This window comes from Microbacterium sp. EST19A, assembly GCF_019969685.1.
Lineage (GTDB): Bacteria > Actinomycetota > Actinomycetes > Actinomycetales > Microbacteriaceae > Microbacterium.
The window spans coordinates 1,279,458-1,293,889 of record NZ_JAHXYZ010000001.1 but is presented as its reverse complement, the minus strand read 5'-3'; the positions used below and the strand labels follow the sequence as shown (position 1 = coordinate 1,293,889).

The window sequence follows — 14,432 nt, the reverse complement described above, 5'->3', positions numbered from 1 at the left end:
GAATCCCATGACCACCGTTCTGGCGATCGATCAGGGCACGTCCGGCACCAAGGCCGTCGTCGTCGATGAGGCCGGCGAGGTGCTGGCCCTCAGCGAGGTGTCGGTGCGCCCGACCTATCTGCCCGGCGGCGGCGTCGAGCACGATCCGCAGGCGGTGCTCGACTCCGTGCTGCGCGCCGGACGGATCGCCGCCAACCAGGCGAGGACCGACATCGACATCGTGACTCTGGCGAACCAGGGCGAGACCGTGCTCGCGTGGGATCCCGACACCGGCCTGCCGCTGTCGAACATGATCGTGTGGCAGGACCGGCGGTCGGAGTCCGTGTGCGCGGAGCTGCGGGACCACGCCGACGACATCGCCGCGCGCACCGGCCTCGTGCTCGATCCGTACTTCAGCGCTCCGAAGCAGGCCTGGCTGCGCAGGAACGTCACCCGCGAAGGCGTCGTGACCACCTCCGACACCTGGCTGCTGCATCAGCTGACCGGCGAGTTCGTGACGGATGCCTCGACCGCCAGCCGATCGCTCGTGCTCGACCTCGACACCGCGACGTGGGATGCCGGCCTGCTCGACCTCTTCGGACTCGGCGACGAGCGGATGCCGACGATCCTCGCGTGCGACGACATCGCAGGGTCCACCACCGCGTTCGGCGGTACGGCATCCGTCGGCGGCCTGATCGTGGATCAGCAGGCCGCGCTCGTCGCGCAGAACTGCCTGCAGCCGGGTGAGGCGAAGTGCACCTTCGGCACCGGCGCGTTCCTGCTCGCGAACACCGGGCACACGGCGGTGCGGTCGTCGGCGAGCCTGTCGTCGTCGGTCGCCTGGCAGCAGGGCGGCCAGAACACCTACTGCCTCGACGGGCAGGTGTACACCGCGGCGTCCGCCGTGCAGTGGCTCGAGAGGCTGACGTTCATCGACACCGCCGCCGATCTCGACCGGGTCGCTGCCGACGACTCCCACGGGGTGCTCTGCGTGCCCGCGCTCGCCGGGCTCGCGGCTCCCTGGTGGCGACCGGATGCCACCGCCACCTTCACCGGCATGACGCTGTCGACCGGCAGCGAGCATCTCGTGCGCGCGGTGCTGGAGGGCATCGCGGCCCAGGTCGCCGAGCTCGCCCGCGCCATGGCATCCGACCTCGGTCAGCCGCTGCAGCGACTGCGCGTCGACGGCGGCCTCACCCAGAGCCGGGTGCTCATGCAGGCCGTGGCCGACCTGATGCGCATCCCGGTCGACGTGTATCCGTCACAGCACGCGACCCCGCTCGGCGCTGCCGCGCTCGCCCGCTGCGCCATGAACCCGGAGCTCGCCCTCGAGGACGCGATCGTCGCCTGGTCGCCCTCGCAGACGTTCGAGCCGCAGTGGTCGGATGCCCGTGCGGCGGAGTTCTCCGACCGCTGGCGCTCGGTCGCCGATTCCCTCGCCTGACCCTCTTCCCGCCTCGACCTTCCCGTCTCGACCCCCGCAACCAGGAGTGAAACCGTGGCCCTCGATCCCGTCGCCTACCAGCCGTACACCGACCCCGACGACTTCATCCGCGAGGTGACCGACCTCATCTGGGTCGACCGTTCGATCAGCTTCATCCGCGAGAACTACGAGCCCGACTCGATCGTGCACGGCGGCTTCGGCACCGCGACGACCCGCGACGAGGTGCTCGAGGGCACCCTGATGCGCATCGCCGAGGCGCCCGACCGGGTCAGCCAGACCGAGGACATCGTGTGGGAGGCGCGGGGCGACGACGCGTTCCTCAGCTCGCACCTCGTGGTCGTCGGCGACCTGCTGTCACCGCGGGTGAGCCGCACGATCGCCAACTGCCTGTACCGCTGCGGTCGCATGGTCGAGGAGTGGGTCGTACGCGACACCCTCGCCGAGGCGCTGCAGGACGGACTCGACCCTGACGAGGTCGCGCGTGAGTGCCTGTTCCGCGGGTACGTGGCGAGCTGGGCGGATGCCGCGCCCGCCGATCCGATCTCCGCCGGCGACTCGGGTGTCCGCCCCGACGAGCACCGCGCCGAGGTAGAGACGGTGCTCGAGATGATCCGGACCGTGTGGAACGACCGCGACCTGCACGCGGTCGAGACGTTCTTCCACCGGGACCTCACCCTGCTCACCGTGGGGAACCGGCACGTCATCCGTCCCGAGGGGTACCGCCGCGCCCTGCTCTCGCTGCTGGAGTCGTTCCCGGCCGGGCAGTTCGAGGTGCGCGACGTGCAGGCGCACCACGACGTGCGCTACGCCGGCACGCGCGTCGCCGTCACGTGGAAGTTCGTCGGCGACTACACGGGCGTGCCAAACTACGGCCCGCTCACCGGCACGCCGATCGACCTGCTCGGCATCTCGCAGTTCACGCTGCACGAGGGGCGCATCGTGAAGGAGGTGCGGCTCTGGGACGACATCGCGCTGCGCACCCAAATCGCGAGCACGAGGGGCGACGAGCCGGTGGGGCCGTCCAACATCTACTGACCCGAACGGGTCGGCCTCCGCTCGAGGCCGATGGTCAACCCCCTCCCTCGGCGGGAGCCAAGAGCATACGTTCGCCGGATGACAAGCGATCCGAAGAACCAGAATGAGGGCGCAGATGCGGTCGAAGCCGCCGACGCACCAGCCGGCGGCACTCCCGACGACGTCCAGAAGCTTCTCGACGAGGAGACGACGGACGAGAACGGGAAGCCCCTCGAGAACCCGTCGGGAGGCTGACGACCATGAACGCGAATGACTCTGCACGGCAGCCCGACGAGGCCGCCTCGGATGAATCCGCCTCGAGCGGAGGGGCCGAGTCCCCGGAAGAGGGCGCCGCAGCCGAGGAGGCGGCGGAGGACGCCGTCGTCGACGGCGAGACGCAGGACTGAGCCGATCGACACGACGCCGTACGACGGCCGCCCGAGATCAAGGGTCGGCCATGGTACGGCGTCGTGCATGATCCGTCGAGGGGTGAACGGATATCCGTGCAGGCGCGCACGCTGAGCCGACATCCCCACAGCCGACGGAGGCTCCCCATGTACTTCCACGTTCAAGAATTCATCAACGAGATCGCGCAGGACGAGCCGGATCCCGCCGCAGCGAATGCCCTGCAGGAAGGTCTCGGCGGACAGTTCGGCGAGATGCGCACGATGATGCAGTACCTGTTCCAGAGCATCAACTTCCGCGGCCCGGACGGCAAGCCGTACAAGGATCTCATCCAGGGCATCGGCACCGAGGAGATCAGCCACGTCGAGCTGATCGGCACGACCATCTCGCGACTGCTCGACGGATCGCCGCAGTATCAGGGCAAGCCGACCGATCCCGTGGACAAGCCCGGAGCGGGCGGCGCGACCCCTCTGAGCATCGCCGTCGACACGAGCAACATCCACCACTACCTCGTGGGCGCGCAGGGTGCTCTGCCGGTCGACGCGGTCGGAAACCCCTGGTCGGGCAGCTACGTCTACAACTCGGGCAACCTCGTGCTCGACCTGCTCTACAACCTCATGCTCGAGTCGACCGGGCGCCTGCAGAAATGCCGGCTCTACGAGATGACCGACAACAAGATGGCCCGCAGCACGATCTCGTACCTCATCGTGCGGGACCAGGCGCATGAGAACGCCTATGCCAAGGCGCTCGAGACCCTCGGTGTGAACTGGCGCACATCGCTGCCGATCCCGAAGACGAACGCCGAGAGCTTCCCCGAAGTGAAGAAGCTCCTCGATCTGGGTCTGCAGAGCAAGCAGTACTCGTTCGATCTCACCGCGCAGTCCGAGGCGGGCAAGATCTTCCAGGGTGCATCGCCCTCGAACGACGGCACGGAGCTCGACGCCAGCGAGCAGGCGCCGGTCGGCGCTCCGATGACGATCTCGCCCGAGCGTCTGGAGGAGTTCTCTCCCGGCGCGGATGACGAGCTCCGCGCACTCATCGAGGCGACGGCGGCCATGGAGATGGCCGACATCGACGCCACCTTCGGCCGCCTCTGAGCATCGGGGGCGTGCGCGATGCGCGCGCACGCCTCCTGAGCCCTCTCTCCGCTTCAGACGCGCAACGCGGGGAGCAGCACGAAGTCGACCAGTTCCTCGACCGCCGCGGCCTCGAGCGATCGCTGACGCAGCACGACGCTGCCGAAGGCCGCCGTCGGCACGATGCCCGCGATGAGAGCGACCGGCACGTCGGCCGGCACGGTGCCGCGCTCGATCCAGCGCTCGATCACCGCGACCAGTGCGGCCACCGGAGGCTCGCCGATCGTGCGGTAGGCGACGTCCTGCAGCTCCTGATCGCGCCCGATCTCGCTCAGCAGGCTCGCGAGCACTCGTCCCGAACGCTCGTCCGCGCGGGCGAAGTGCATCGCGGCGGCGACCAGATCCCCCCGCAGCGATCCGGTGTCCGCAGTCTCGGTCGTGATGTGCAGGGCTCGCACCGCGGCGACGACGAGATCGACCTTCGAGCTCCACCGCCGGTAGATCGCCGACTTGCCGCACTGCGCCCGGCTCGCGACACCGGCGATCGTGGTTCCCGCGTACCCGCTCTCGACCAGCAGGTCCTGCGTGGCGGCGAGGATGCCGCGCTCCACCTCCGGATCGCGGGGGCGACCCGATGCCCTCGACTCTTCGCCACTGTCCATGAGCACCCATTGTACATTCCGGGAACGCCTGGTACCGTATCCGAATAACGGGACTGACGGGAACCGTAATCTCCGTCGGACCGCACCATCCGACCAAGGAGCACGCCATGACCGCCTCACCCACCGCCGAGCAGGTCGCCTCGCGACCGCGGCTCCGCACCGCTGTCATCCTCATCGCCGCCGTGATCGTCGCCGTCGCCGTGAACGCGGCTGTCGCGGCCGTCGCGATCGCCGCGGGCGCGCCGTCGACCTACGGTCCGCTCACCTTCCCGGCCTACGCGCTCTTCACGACCCTGGGCGTGGCCGCCGGCTGGGCCGGGTGGGTGCTCGTGCACCGGCGCGCCCGTGACCCGCGTCGCACGCTCTCGGTTCTCGTGCCGGTGCTCACAGTGCTCTCGTTCGTGCCCGACGTGCTGCTCCTCGTCTTCGGATTCATCCCGGGCACGACCACGCCCGCCGTGATCGCCCTGATGCTGATGCACCTCGTCGTCGTCGCCGTGGCCGTGCCGGCCTACGCGCTCGCGATGCGGACGACGCGTCAGACGGCGGCACGCGTCGTCTGAGCCGCGCGCACATCCCCGGGAGGTACGTTGGAGGCGCTGTGCACGGCCGTGCGCAGACTCAGACGAAGGGGAACCCGGACATGCGCACATTGGTGATCGGCGCGACAGGCAGCATCGGCGGCGTGGTCGCGACCACTCTCGAGAGCCGTGGTCACGAGGTCATCCGAGCCTCGCGGAACTCCGAACCCTCCGTCGACGTCACCGATCCGGCATCCGTCCGCGAGCTCTTCGCCGGACTCGACGACGTCGACGCCGTGGTGGTCGCGGTCGGCTCCGTCGGCTTCAAGGCGCTCACCGAACTCACCCGCGACGACTATCTCGCCGCGTTCATGAAGAAGACGCTCGCGCAGATCGACGTCCTCTCCCAGGCGCTCCCGCATGTGCGCGACGGCGGTTCGATCACGCTGACGAGCGGGGTGCTGGCGCGCGAGCCGATCGCGACCGGCGCGGCCGCCGCGATGGCGAACGGCGCCCTCGAGTCGTTCGTGCTCACCGCCGCCGCCGAGGCGCCGCGCGGCATCCGCATCAACGCGGTCTCGCCCGACGTCCTCGCGAACTCGCCCGGCTACCACGCCGCCTTCCCGGGGCACCGCCCGGTGACCGATGACGAGGTGGGCACCGCCTACGTCCGCGCCGTCGAAGGCATGATCAACGGCCGCGTCCTCGCCGTCTGAGCAGGGCATGCCGGGGCTAGGCTCTCGGCATGCGTGACCCCCGGCATTTCGAAGGGCTGGCCGACGAGTACGCGGCAGCTCGGCCGCCCTACCCGCCCGCACTGTGGGATGCCATCCGCGAGCTCGGCGTTCTGCAGCCGGGGCGCCGCGCCGTCGACCTGGGCGCCGGCACGGGGCAGGCGACGGGTCCGCTCCTGGCGGCGGGGCTGTCGGTGACCGCGGTCGAACCGGGTCCTCGGCTCGCCGCACAGCTCCGGATGCGGCATCCCGAGGCCACCGTGCTCATCAGCCGCGCCGAGGACGTGGAGCTCCCGCCGGAGTCGTTCGACCTCGCCGTCGTCGCCACCGCCATCCACTGGATGGACCTCGGGATCCTCCTCCCGAAGCTGCACCGGGCTCTCGCCGCCGACGGGCACCTGCTCGTCTGGCGGAACATCTTCGGTGATACCGCCGCTCCGGTGACGCCGTTCCGCGAGCAGGTGGTCAGGATCGTGCGCGACCGTCAGGCGCCCGACGACGCGGGCACCGACACCGAGGATGCCGCGGCGACCGCGGCATCGCTGACGGCATCCGGTCTCTTCACGGTCGCCGACATCTCCCGGTTCCGGTGGGACATCGAGCTCGACGCCGACCAGGTGCGCCGGCTGTTCGCCACCTTCAGCAACTGGTCCGCCGAAGAGGTCGACCGGGCGGCTTCTGCCGCCCGCGACCTGGGCGGGCGCGTGGTCGAGCACTACTCCTCGTGGCTCATCGTGCTCCGGCCGACGGATGCCGCCACGCCTTCGCCCCGCAGCTGAGGGCGCACGTCATGGAGGGATGCCGCGCCGACGCAGGGGACGGCGACGAGGTCGCCTTCCCGCAGGTCTGACGGCAGCAGGGCGACGGGGTGCGGCCACGACGCGTCACCGACATCACCGGGGATGAGCTCGATGCGCGTGCTCCGGCTGCACGAGGCGCGTCCGATGAGCCGGCACTCGCCCCACAGTGCGGTGACGCCGTCGAACGTGCAGTCGGTCAGCGCGATCCGCTTGTCCTCCTGGGTGTCCACGCGCAGCGTGATCCGGAACACCAGCACCGTGACGTCCGTCCCGCCGGTGAGTCCGCGTTCGCGCGGCCGCCCCGGGCGGGGAAGATCCCCCGAGAGCACGGCCGGGGTGCCGCTGTTCTCGGCGAGCCGGATCAGAGAGACGCCGGCGACGATCACGTCGGAGACGGTCGGGTGCGTGTGGACGGGCCACGCGTCGACGGCGATGGGGGAGGGGATGCTCAAACGCATCGTGGGCAGGATGTCCGTGAGGGTCATGTCTCTGTCCTATGCCCGCCTCGGAGAGAGCGGAACGCCTCCACACGGAACCCATGCAGCCGTGCTCCGAGCGTCCGGACGGTCCACCGCGGGTAGGCTCGGCTTCGTGATCACTTCGCCGCAGACCCCGTCGGGGAGCTGACCGTGGAGATCATCGATGCCGTCGGCGTGGTGGGCGAGATCATCGCCTGGGTCGGGCTCATCGTCGGCCTCCCGCTGCTCGGGATCGGCCTGCTGACCCGGAGCGTGCAAGGTCCGCACACCCGCATTCCGATCGCCGTGCTCGACGACCTCGAGGACCGGCCGATGGCGCTGTGGTCGGCGGGCGGACGCACCTGCTCGCGATCGCTCACGTCGTCGGAGGCCCGCCACCTCGCCGAACTCCCCGAGCCGATCGGCTACGTCTCGGACCGTGACCCGGAGCGGATGCGCGTCGAGGCGCGATCGCCCGTCGAGCGTGCCTGCCTGACGATCTCGTTCGTCATGCTCGGCGCCGCCGTGCTCGGCTTCGTCGCGTCGTTCCTGCCCGTCTTCTGGGGCTAGACCCGGCCGGAGATCGCTGCCGAGTCCGGTGGCAGCACCAGCGTTCCGGCATCCGCCGTCACCGGTGCGGTCGACAGCAGCACTGCGGCATCCGCCCCGACCGCGAACTCCGCCGGCGTCGCCGACAGGTTGACGAGCACCGACAGCTCACCGCGGTCGATCCGGTAGACGCGGTGCTCCGGCGATCCGTCGGTCTCCTGCACGCTCACGCGTGTGCGCAGCGAGTCGGGATCGGTCAGCTCCGGTCGGGCCCGCCGCAGCGCCGCGAGATCGCGGTAGAGCGAGAGGAGTCGCGCGTGCGTCGCATCCTCGAGTTCGGTCCAGTCGAGGTGCGAGCGCTCGAACGTCGCCGGGTCCTGCGGATCGGGCACGGTGTCGGTGTCCCAGTCCATCCGCGCGAACTCGGCCTTGCGTCCCTCGGAGACGGCGCGTCCGAGCTCGGCCTCCGGGTGCGCGGTGAAGAACTGCCACGGGGTCGATGCACCCCACTCCTCGCCCATGAACAGCATGGGAGTGCCGGGTGCGGTCAGAGTGAGCACGGCGGCGACGGCGAGGCGGTCGGGCGAGAGGGAGGCCGACAGCCGGTCGCCCGCGGCCCGGTTGCCGATCTGGTCGTGATCCTGCGCGAACGTCACCAGGCGCCAGGTCGGCACCTCGGGCGGGATCGGCGAGCCGTGCGGGCGATCGCGGAACGACGAGAACGTGCCGTCGTGGAAGAAGCCGCCCTCCGAGACCTTGGCGACGGCATCCTCCGCGGCGAAGTCGGCGTAGTACCCGACCGTCTCTCCGGTGAGGGCGACGTGCACGGCGTGGTGCCAGTCGTCGGACCACTGCGCGGTGAGTCCGTAGCCCCCGGCCTCGCGCGGGAGGATCAGCGTCGGATCGTTCAGATCCGACTCGGCGATGAGGCTGAGCGGGAGACCGCGCTGCGCCGAGAGCGCATCCGTCCGCTCCGAGAGCTCGCGCAGGATGTGCACGGGCTGCTCGTCGTGCAGGGCGTGCACGGCATCGAGCCGGAGCCCGTCGACATGGAAGTCCCGCATCCACATCAGCGCGTTCTCGATGATGAACGCGCGCACGGCGGGCTCGTCGAGATCGATCGAGTCGCCCCAGGTGTTGCGGCTGCCCTCGCGCAGGTACGGACCGAACTCCGGCAGGTAGTTGCCGCTCGGGCCGAGGTGGTTGTAGACGACGTCCTGCACCACCGCGAACCCGTGCGCATGCGCCGCGTCGACGAACCGCTGATAGGCGTGCGGGCCGCCGTAGCCCTCGTGCACGGCGTACCAGAGCACGCCGTCGTAGCCCCAGTTCCACGCGCCGTTGAAGGCGTTGACCGGCAGCAGCTCGACGTGCGCGACGCCGAGCTCGACGAGGTGGTCGAGGCGTTTGATCGCCGCGTCGAGAGTGCCCTCGGGGGTGAACGTGCCGAGGTGCAGCTCGTAGATCAGTCCACCCGCGAGCTGCCGACCGGTCCACGATCCGTCGCTCCACGTGAAGGCCTCCGCATCGAACGCCGCAGACGGCCCGTGCACCCCGTCGGGCTGCCGTCGGGAACGCGGGTCGGGGCGCAGCTGCTCGGAGTCGTCGATCAGGAAGCCGTAGCGGTCGCCGTCGGCGAGGTCGATGTCGGTGTGCCAGCGCCCTGCGGTGCCGGCATCCAACTCCCGCTCCTCGAGGGTCGCGCCCTGCTCGTCGAGCCGCCGCACCCGCATCCGCCGCGCGCGCGGCGCCCAGACCTCGATCACCGTGCGACTCCGATCATCGTGCGACTCCGCTCATCGGGCGTCCTCGATCAACGCCACCGGATACGTCTCCAGGAGTTCCGCGAGACGTACCGGGCCGGGCTCGATCCGCCGGCCCGTGAGCACGTCGGTTCCCGGCACGTCGGGGCGCATCACGACCGTGTCGCCCCACCCGCCCCGTCGCGCCAGCCCGACGGGCAGGCGTGTCGTCACGACCGTCACGCCTCCGCGGTGGGCGGCGACCGCGTGCTCCGCGGCCTCGCCCTCGACGACCGCCGCGCGGTGTACGCGGAACAGCTCGGGATTGTCGCGGCGAAGACGCAGGGCGCGCGACGTCACGAGCAGCTTCGCCCGCGCCGAGTCGTCGACGGGAGGAAGGATGCCGCGGGCGACATCGGCATCGAGCTCTGTCAGCAGGCGCGCTCGCGCGGCGAAGTCGACCGGGCGTCGGTTGTCGGGGTCGACGAGCGACAGGTCCCACAGCTCCGTGCCCTGGTAGACGTCGGGCACGCCGGGTCCGGTCAGCTGCAGCAGCTTCGCCGACAGCGAGTTGGACCGTCCGGGCTCCACGATCTCGGCGACGAAGCGGTCGAGGATCGGGCGCGCATCGCCGTCGATCGACCGCGCGATGGCCGCGAGACCTTCCTCGAAGTCGGCATCCGGATGCTGCCACGCAGTCGCCTCCGACGCTTCCCGGGCGGCCTTCGTGGCGTAGGCCAGCAACCGCTCCGACGACAGCGGCCAGGCTCCGACCGCGGCCTGCCACAGCATCGCGTCGAGGGGGCCGTGCCCCGTGGTGGCGACGGCGCGGAGCTCGTCGAGCACCTCGCTCCAGCGATCGGGGATCTCGGAGAGCACGGTCAGTCGTGCGCGCACGTCTTCCGAGCGCTTCGTGTCGTGCGTCGACAGCGTCGTCATGGAATGCGGCCAGGTGGCGAGCCGCACCTCCTGGGCCTCGTGGAACCCGTCCACGGACAGCGCTGCGATCGACGGATCCGCACCGACCTCGGTGAGTGTGCCGAGGCGGGTGTATCGGTAGAACGCGGTGTCCTCCACGCCCTTCGCCATGACCGCGCCGCTGGTCTGCTGGAAGCGCTGCGCGACCTCGAGCGCCGGATCCGCGAGCAGCGGCTCCAGCTCGTCGAACGCCGTCGCGAGATCGGGGCGCCGACGCCGGGCGTCGGCGAACGCGTGCTGCAGGTGGGCGATGCCCTCCGGCAGGTACGAGCGGTAGACGGGGAAGCAGGTCAGCAGCTCGGCGAGGGCATCGTCGGCGTGCACGACTCCGTGCGGCAGCGTGCGGACGAGTCGCCGCACCTCCGACGCGAGCAGCTCGTCGGCGATCATCCGCTTCGTGGAGTGGATGAGGTCGGGCCAGGATGCCGCCTCGGGCAGCCCGGTCTCCGCGCGGAGACGCGCGTCGAGGCGGTCGAGCGCCTCGACGCCGTCGGGGTCGACGAGCACCCGGTCGATCTCGGCGAGGGCGTCGTAGCCCGTGGTGCCGTCGGTGCGCCACCACGACGGCAGCGGCTCGCCCGGTTCGAGGATCTTCTCGACGAGCGTGTACGCCCCGCCCGTGGCATCCGCCAACTGCTCCAGATACCCGGCAGGGTCGGCCAGGCCGTCGGGGTGATCCACGCGGATGCCGTCGGCGAGGCCGTCGCGCACCCAGCGGACGATCTCGCGGTGCGACTCCGCGAACACGTCGGGCAGTTCGACCCGGATGCCGGCCAGCTCGACGACCGCGAAGAACCGTCGGTAGTTGAGTTCGGTGTTCTGGTCCTCCCAGAACCGCAGCTCGTAGTGCTGCGCGGCCAGCAGTGCCGGCAGATCGTCGGCGAGCTCGCCCGACCCGGGAGCCAGCGGGAGCACGTGGTCGAAGTACGAGAGCGTGCCGTCGGGCGCGTCGTCGGCGGGCTCGGTGTCGATCACGATCTCGTCCCGGGAGATCACCTCGTCGGGCGCCGAACCCAGGATCGGGATGAGCAGCCTCCCGCCTCCGGCCGGCCAGTCGATGTCGAACGCGACCGCATGCCGCGATTCGCGTCCGAGACGCAGCACGTCCCACCACCACGGGTTCAGCCGCGGCTTCGCGACGCCGACGTGATTGGGCACGATGTCGACGAGGATGCCGAGACCCGCGTCTCGTGCGGATGCGGCGAAGCGCTCGAGCCCCGCCTCCCCGCCACGGGTCGGGTCGACCCGCGAGTGATCGATCACGTCGTAGCCGTGGTTCGAGCCCGGCGTGGCCGCGAGGAGCGGAGAGAGGTACGCCCAGTCCGCGCCGAGGTCGGCGAGGTATCCGGTGAGCCCCGCCGCCTCGTCGAGGGGGAGGCTCTCGCTGATCTGGAGTCGGTAGGTCGAGATGGGCCGCCGCGTCATGTGGTCGCCTGTTCTGCTCTCGGCGCCGGAGCCACCCCGTCGGCCTGGTCGTTCTGCATCCGGAGCGACGCATCGACCGAATCGTCGGTCGAGGGCTCCGGTCCGTCGACCTCCTGCAGCACGAGCAGAGCCTTCGCCTCGATGGTCAGCCGCGAGCCCGCCGCATGGTCGGAGCCGTCGGCCAGCTCGCCCGCCGTGTCGACCGCGACGTGCCAGTGCTCGCCGTGCCGCGCATCCGGCAGCACCACGTCGACATGGTCGTCACCGCTGTTGAAGTACACGATGAAGTTCACATCGGTGACCGCTCGCCCGCGGATGTCCTTCTCGCGGATGCCCTGACCGTTGAGGAACATGCCCACCAGTCGTCCGAAACCGGAGTCCCAGTCGGCCGGCTTCATCGGGCTGCCGTCGGGGCGGAGCCACACGACGTCGGCGATGCGCTCATCGTCGACATCGACCGGACGGCCGTCGAAGAACCGGCTCCTGCGGAAGGTCGGATGCCGACGGCGCAGGCGCGCGACGGCCGACGTGAACTCGATCAGCGGCTGGTCGGCCGCGTCCCAGTCGATCCAGGTGAGCTCGTTGTCCTGCGCATAGCCGTTGTTGTTGCCGGCCTGGGTGCGCCCCAGCTCATCGCCGTGCGAGATCATCGGCACACCCTGCGAGAGCAGCAGGGTGGCGAGGAAGTTGCGCTGCTGACGCGCGCGACGTCGGTTCACGGCCTCGTCGTCGGTCGGCCCCTCCACACCCATGTTGTCGGAGCGGTTGTGCGATTCGCCGTCGTTGTTGTCCTCGCCGTTCGCCTCGTTGTGCTTCTCGTTGTAGGAGACGAGGTCGCGCAGGGTGAATCCGTCATGCGCGGTGACGAAGTTGATCGAGGCGACCGGGCGACGCCCTGAGTGCTCGTACAGGTCGGCCGATCCGGTGAGGCGGGCGGCGAACTCGCCGAGCGCCTGCGGCTCGCCGCGCCAGAAGTCACGGACCGTGTCGCGGTACTTGCCGTTCCACTCCGTCCACTGCGGCGGGAAGTTGCCGACCTGGTAGCCGCCGGGCCCGACGTCCCACGGCTCGGCGATGAGCTTCACCTGCGACACGATCGGGTCCTGCTGCACGAGCTCGAAGAAGGTCGACAGCCGGTCCACGTCGTAGAACTCGCGGGCGAGGGTCGAGGCGAGGTCGAAGCGGAAGCCGTCGACGTGCATCTCGGTCACCCAGTAGCGCAGCGAGTCCATCAGCAGCTGCAGCGCGTGCGGGCTTCCCGCGTTCAGGCTGTTGCCCGTGCCGGTGTAGTCCGTGTAGTAGCGCTTGTCCTCTTCGAGGCGGTAGTACGCCTCGTTGTCGATGCCGCGCATGGAGATCGTGGGCCCCATGTGGTTGCCCTCGGCCGTGTGGTTGTAGACCACGTCGAGGATGACCTCGATGCCGGCCGCGTGCAGCGCCCGGACCATGGCCCGGAACTCCTGCACCTGCTGCCCGTGCTCACCGCTCGAGGAGTAGTCGTTGTGCGGAGCGAAGAAGCCGAGCGTGTTGTAGCCCCAGTAGTTCGAGAGATCCTTCTCCTCGAGCACGGAGTCATCGACGAACTGGTGCACGGGCATCAGCTCGAGCGCCGTCACGCCGAGGCGGCCGAGGTGCTCGATGATCGCGGGGTGCGCGATGCCGGCGTAGGTGCCGCGCAGCTCTTCCGGGATCTCGGGGTGCCGCTCGGTCAAGCCCTTCACGTGCGCCTCGTAGATCACGGTCTGCGCGTACGGCGTCTTCGGCAGCCGGTCGCCGGCCCACTCGAAGAACGGGTTGATGACGACGCCCTTGACCATGGATGCCGCGGAGTCGTCGTCGTTGCGGGAATCGGGGTCGCCGAAGTCGTAGCCGAACGGCGCCTGTCCCCATTCGATGCGACCGGAGACCGCCTTGGCGTAGGGGTCGAGCAGCAGCTTGTTCGGGTTGAAGCGCTTGCCTTCGGCGGGGTCGAACGGACCGTGCACGCGATACCCGTACAGCTGCCCCGGCTGTACGACGGGGAGGTACCCGTGCCAGACGAAGGCATCCACCTCGGTGAGCGCGACCCGCTGCTCGCCGCCCTCGTCGTCGAACAGGCAGAGCTCCACCTTTTCGGCGCCCTCGCTGAAGAGGGCGAAGTTGGTTCCCTGTCCGTCGAAGGTCGCTCCGAGCGGGTATGCCGATCCTGGCCAGATCTCAAGACTCATGGAGCGAGCTTAGGCCGCGGCGAGGGGGTGGCCCGTTCGGCGACGATCTGCACGGCGCGCTCGAACTCGAGGACCTGGGCGATCTCCTCGGCCTGCGCGTAGGGGTGACCCAGGTAGCAGACGAAGACCGGGGCGACGACCTCGACGTAGCCGATGGGTCCGTTGCGGCTGATGACATAGCGATCGAAGTCGATCAGATGGTGGGTCAGCTCGGGGGCGGCGGACGGTGCATCGACCTCGTGGGCGACGTGTGTCTCGGAGCCAGTGGGGACGGGGGTGCGTACAGACATGAGACCTCCTGACTCTGGTGATGGTGCTCACGCTAGGAGCCGGCGGAGATTCTGGGAACAGCATTGCCAGGACGAGATTTTCACGCTATATCTTTGACCGATATACCGGTGTCGTCCGCGGCATCCGGCTCCTACACTGGGGAGAACG

General features: G+C 69.8%; 15 protein-coding genes. 9 read left to right on the top strand and 6 right to left on the bottom strand.

Annotated features, from left to right (window positions below):
- Positions 1–7: 7 nt before the first annotated feature.
- The 5 genes from LC452_RS06375 (at position 8) to LC452_RS06355 (ending at position 3,939) form a co-directional block, all read left to right on the top strand.
- The gene (locus tag LC452_RS06375) at positions 8–1,423 is read left to right on the top strand and encodes an FGGY family carbohydrate kinase (protein WP_223623363.1); all 1,416 of its coding nucleotides are present in this window, start codon (positions 8–10) and stop codon (positions 1,421–1,423) included.
- A gap of 54 nt (positions 1,424–1,477) precedes the next feature.
- Positions 1,478–2,458 (top strand): ester cyclase, encoded by a 981-nt coding sequence (locus LC452_RS22045; RefSeq protein WP_223623361.1) that lies wholly within the window; start codon positions 1,478–1,480, stop codon positions 2,456–2,458.
- A gap of 78 nt (positions 2,459–2,536) precedes the next feature.
- Complete coding sequence (locus LC452_RS06365; RefSeq protein WP_223623359.1) at positions 2,537–2,692, top strand: hypothetical protein; 156 nt, start codon at positions 2,537–2,539, stop codon at positions 2,690–2,692.
- A gap of 5 nt (positions 2,693–2,697) precedes the next feature.
- Positions 2,698–2,844, top strand: a complete 147-nt coding sequence (locus tag LC452_RS06360) for a hypothetical protein (protein WP_223623357.1) — start codon at positions 2,698–2,700, stop codon at positions 2,842–2,844.
- A gap of 147 nt (positions 2,845–2,991) precedes the next feature.
- Positions 2,992–3,939, top strand: coding sequence for a manganese catalase family protein (locus LC452_RS06355; RefSeq protein ID WP_223623355.1), 948 nt, complete (start codon positions 2,992–2,994; stop codon positions 3,937–3,939).
- Between the two features lie 53 nt (positions 3,940–3,992).
- Here LC452_RS06355 and LC452_RS06350 read toward each other — a convergent pair whose 3' ends face one another.
- Positions 3,993–4,580 (bottom strand): TetR/AcrR family transcriptional regulator, encoded by a 588-nt coding sequence (locus LC452_RS06350; protein WP_223623353.1) that lies wholly within the window; start codon positions 4,578–4,580, stop codon positions 3,993–3,995.
- A 107-nt stretch (positions 4,581–4,687) separates the two neighbouring features.
- Between LC452_RS06350 and LC452_RS06345 the strand changes: the two genes are divergently transcribed.
- From LC452_RS06345 to LC452_RS06335, 3 genes are all read left to right on the top strand, one after another.
- Positions 4,688–5,143 (top strand): DUF6069 family protein, encoded by a 456-nt coding sequence (locus tag LC452_RS06345; protein WP_223623351.1) that lies wholly within the window; start codon positions 4,688–4,690, stop codon positions 5,141–5,143.
- A gap of 80 nt (positions 5,144–5,223) precedes the next feature.
- Positions 5,224–5,817 (top strand): short chain dehydrogenase, encoded by a 594-nt coding sequence (locus tag LC452_RS06340; RefSeq protein ID WP_223623349.1) that lies wholly within the window; start codon positions 5,224–5,226, stop codon positions 5,815–5,817.
- 29 nt (positions 5,818–5,846) lie between these two features.
- Positions 5,847–6,614 (top strand): trans-aconitate 2-methyltransferase, encoded by a 768-nt coding sequence (locus LC452_RS06335; protein ID WP_223623347.1) that lies wholly within the window; start codon positions 5,847–5,849, stop codon positions 6,612–6,614.
- Here the strand turns inward: LC452_RS06335 and LC452_RS06330 are convergent.
- Positions 6,551–7,120, bottom strand: a complete 570-nt coding sequence (locus LC452_RS06330; protein WP_223623345.1) for a hypothetical protein — start codon at positions 7,118–7,120, stop codon at positions 6,551–6,553. The two genes, LC452_RS06335 and LC452_RS06330, sit on opposite strands and share 64 nt — an antisense overlap.
- A 144-nt stretch (positions 7,121–7,264) precedes the next feature.
- On the opposite strand from LC452_RS06330, the gene LC452_RS06325 reads away from it, so the two are divergent.
- A complete protein-coding gene (locus tag LC452_RS06325) occupies positions 7,265–7,663 on the top strand; it encodes a hypothetical protein (RefSeq protein ID WP_223623343.1) in 399 nt (132 codons plus the stop codon).
- On the opposite strand, the gene treZ is transcribed toward LC452_RS06325, so the two are convergent.
- Genes treZ through LC452_RS06305 form a run of 4 tightly spaced genes read right to left on the bottom strand, consistent with a single transcriptional unit; the run spans position 7,660 to position 14,284 of the window.
- Entirely contained in the window at positions 7,660–9,408 is a 1,749-nt protein-coding gene (gene treZ / locus LC452_RS06320) for a malto-oligosyltrehalose trehalohydrolase (protein ID WP_223623341.1), read from the bottom strand. The two genes, LC452_RS06325 and treZ, sit on opposite strands and share 4 nt — an antisense overlap.
- A gap of 30 nt (positions 9,409–9,438) precedes the next feature.
- Positions 9,439–11,787, bottom strand: a complete 2,349-nt coding sequence (gene treY, locus LC452_RS06315; RefSeq protein ID WP_223623339.1) for a malto-oligosyltrehalose synthase — start codon at positions 11,785–11,787, stop codon at positions 9,439–9,441.
- Entirely contained in the window at positions 11,784–13,994 is a 2,211-nt protein-coding gene (glgX, locus tag LC452_RS06310) for a glycogen debranching protein GlgX (protein ID WP_223623337.1), read from the bottom strand. Before glgX ends, treY begins: the two co-directional genes overlap by 4 nt.
- Complete coding sequence (locus LC452_RS06305; RefSeq protein ID WP_223623335.1) at positions 13,991–14,284, bottom strand: hypothetical protein; 294 nt, start codon at positions 14,282–14,284, stop codon at positions 13,991–13,993. The genes glgX and LC452_RS06305 overlap by 4 nt, the downstream gene beginning before the upstream one ends.
- Positions 14,285–14,432: the final 148 nt, after the last annotated feature.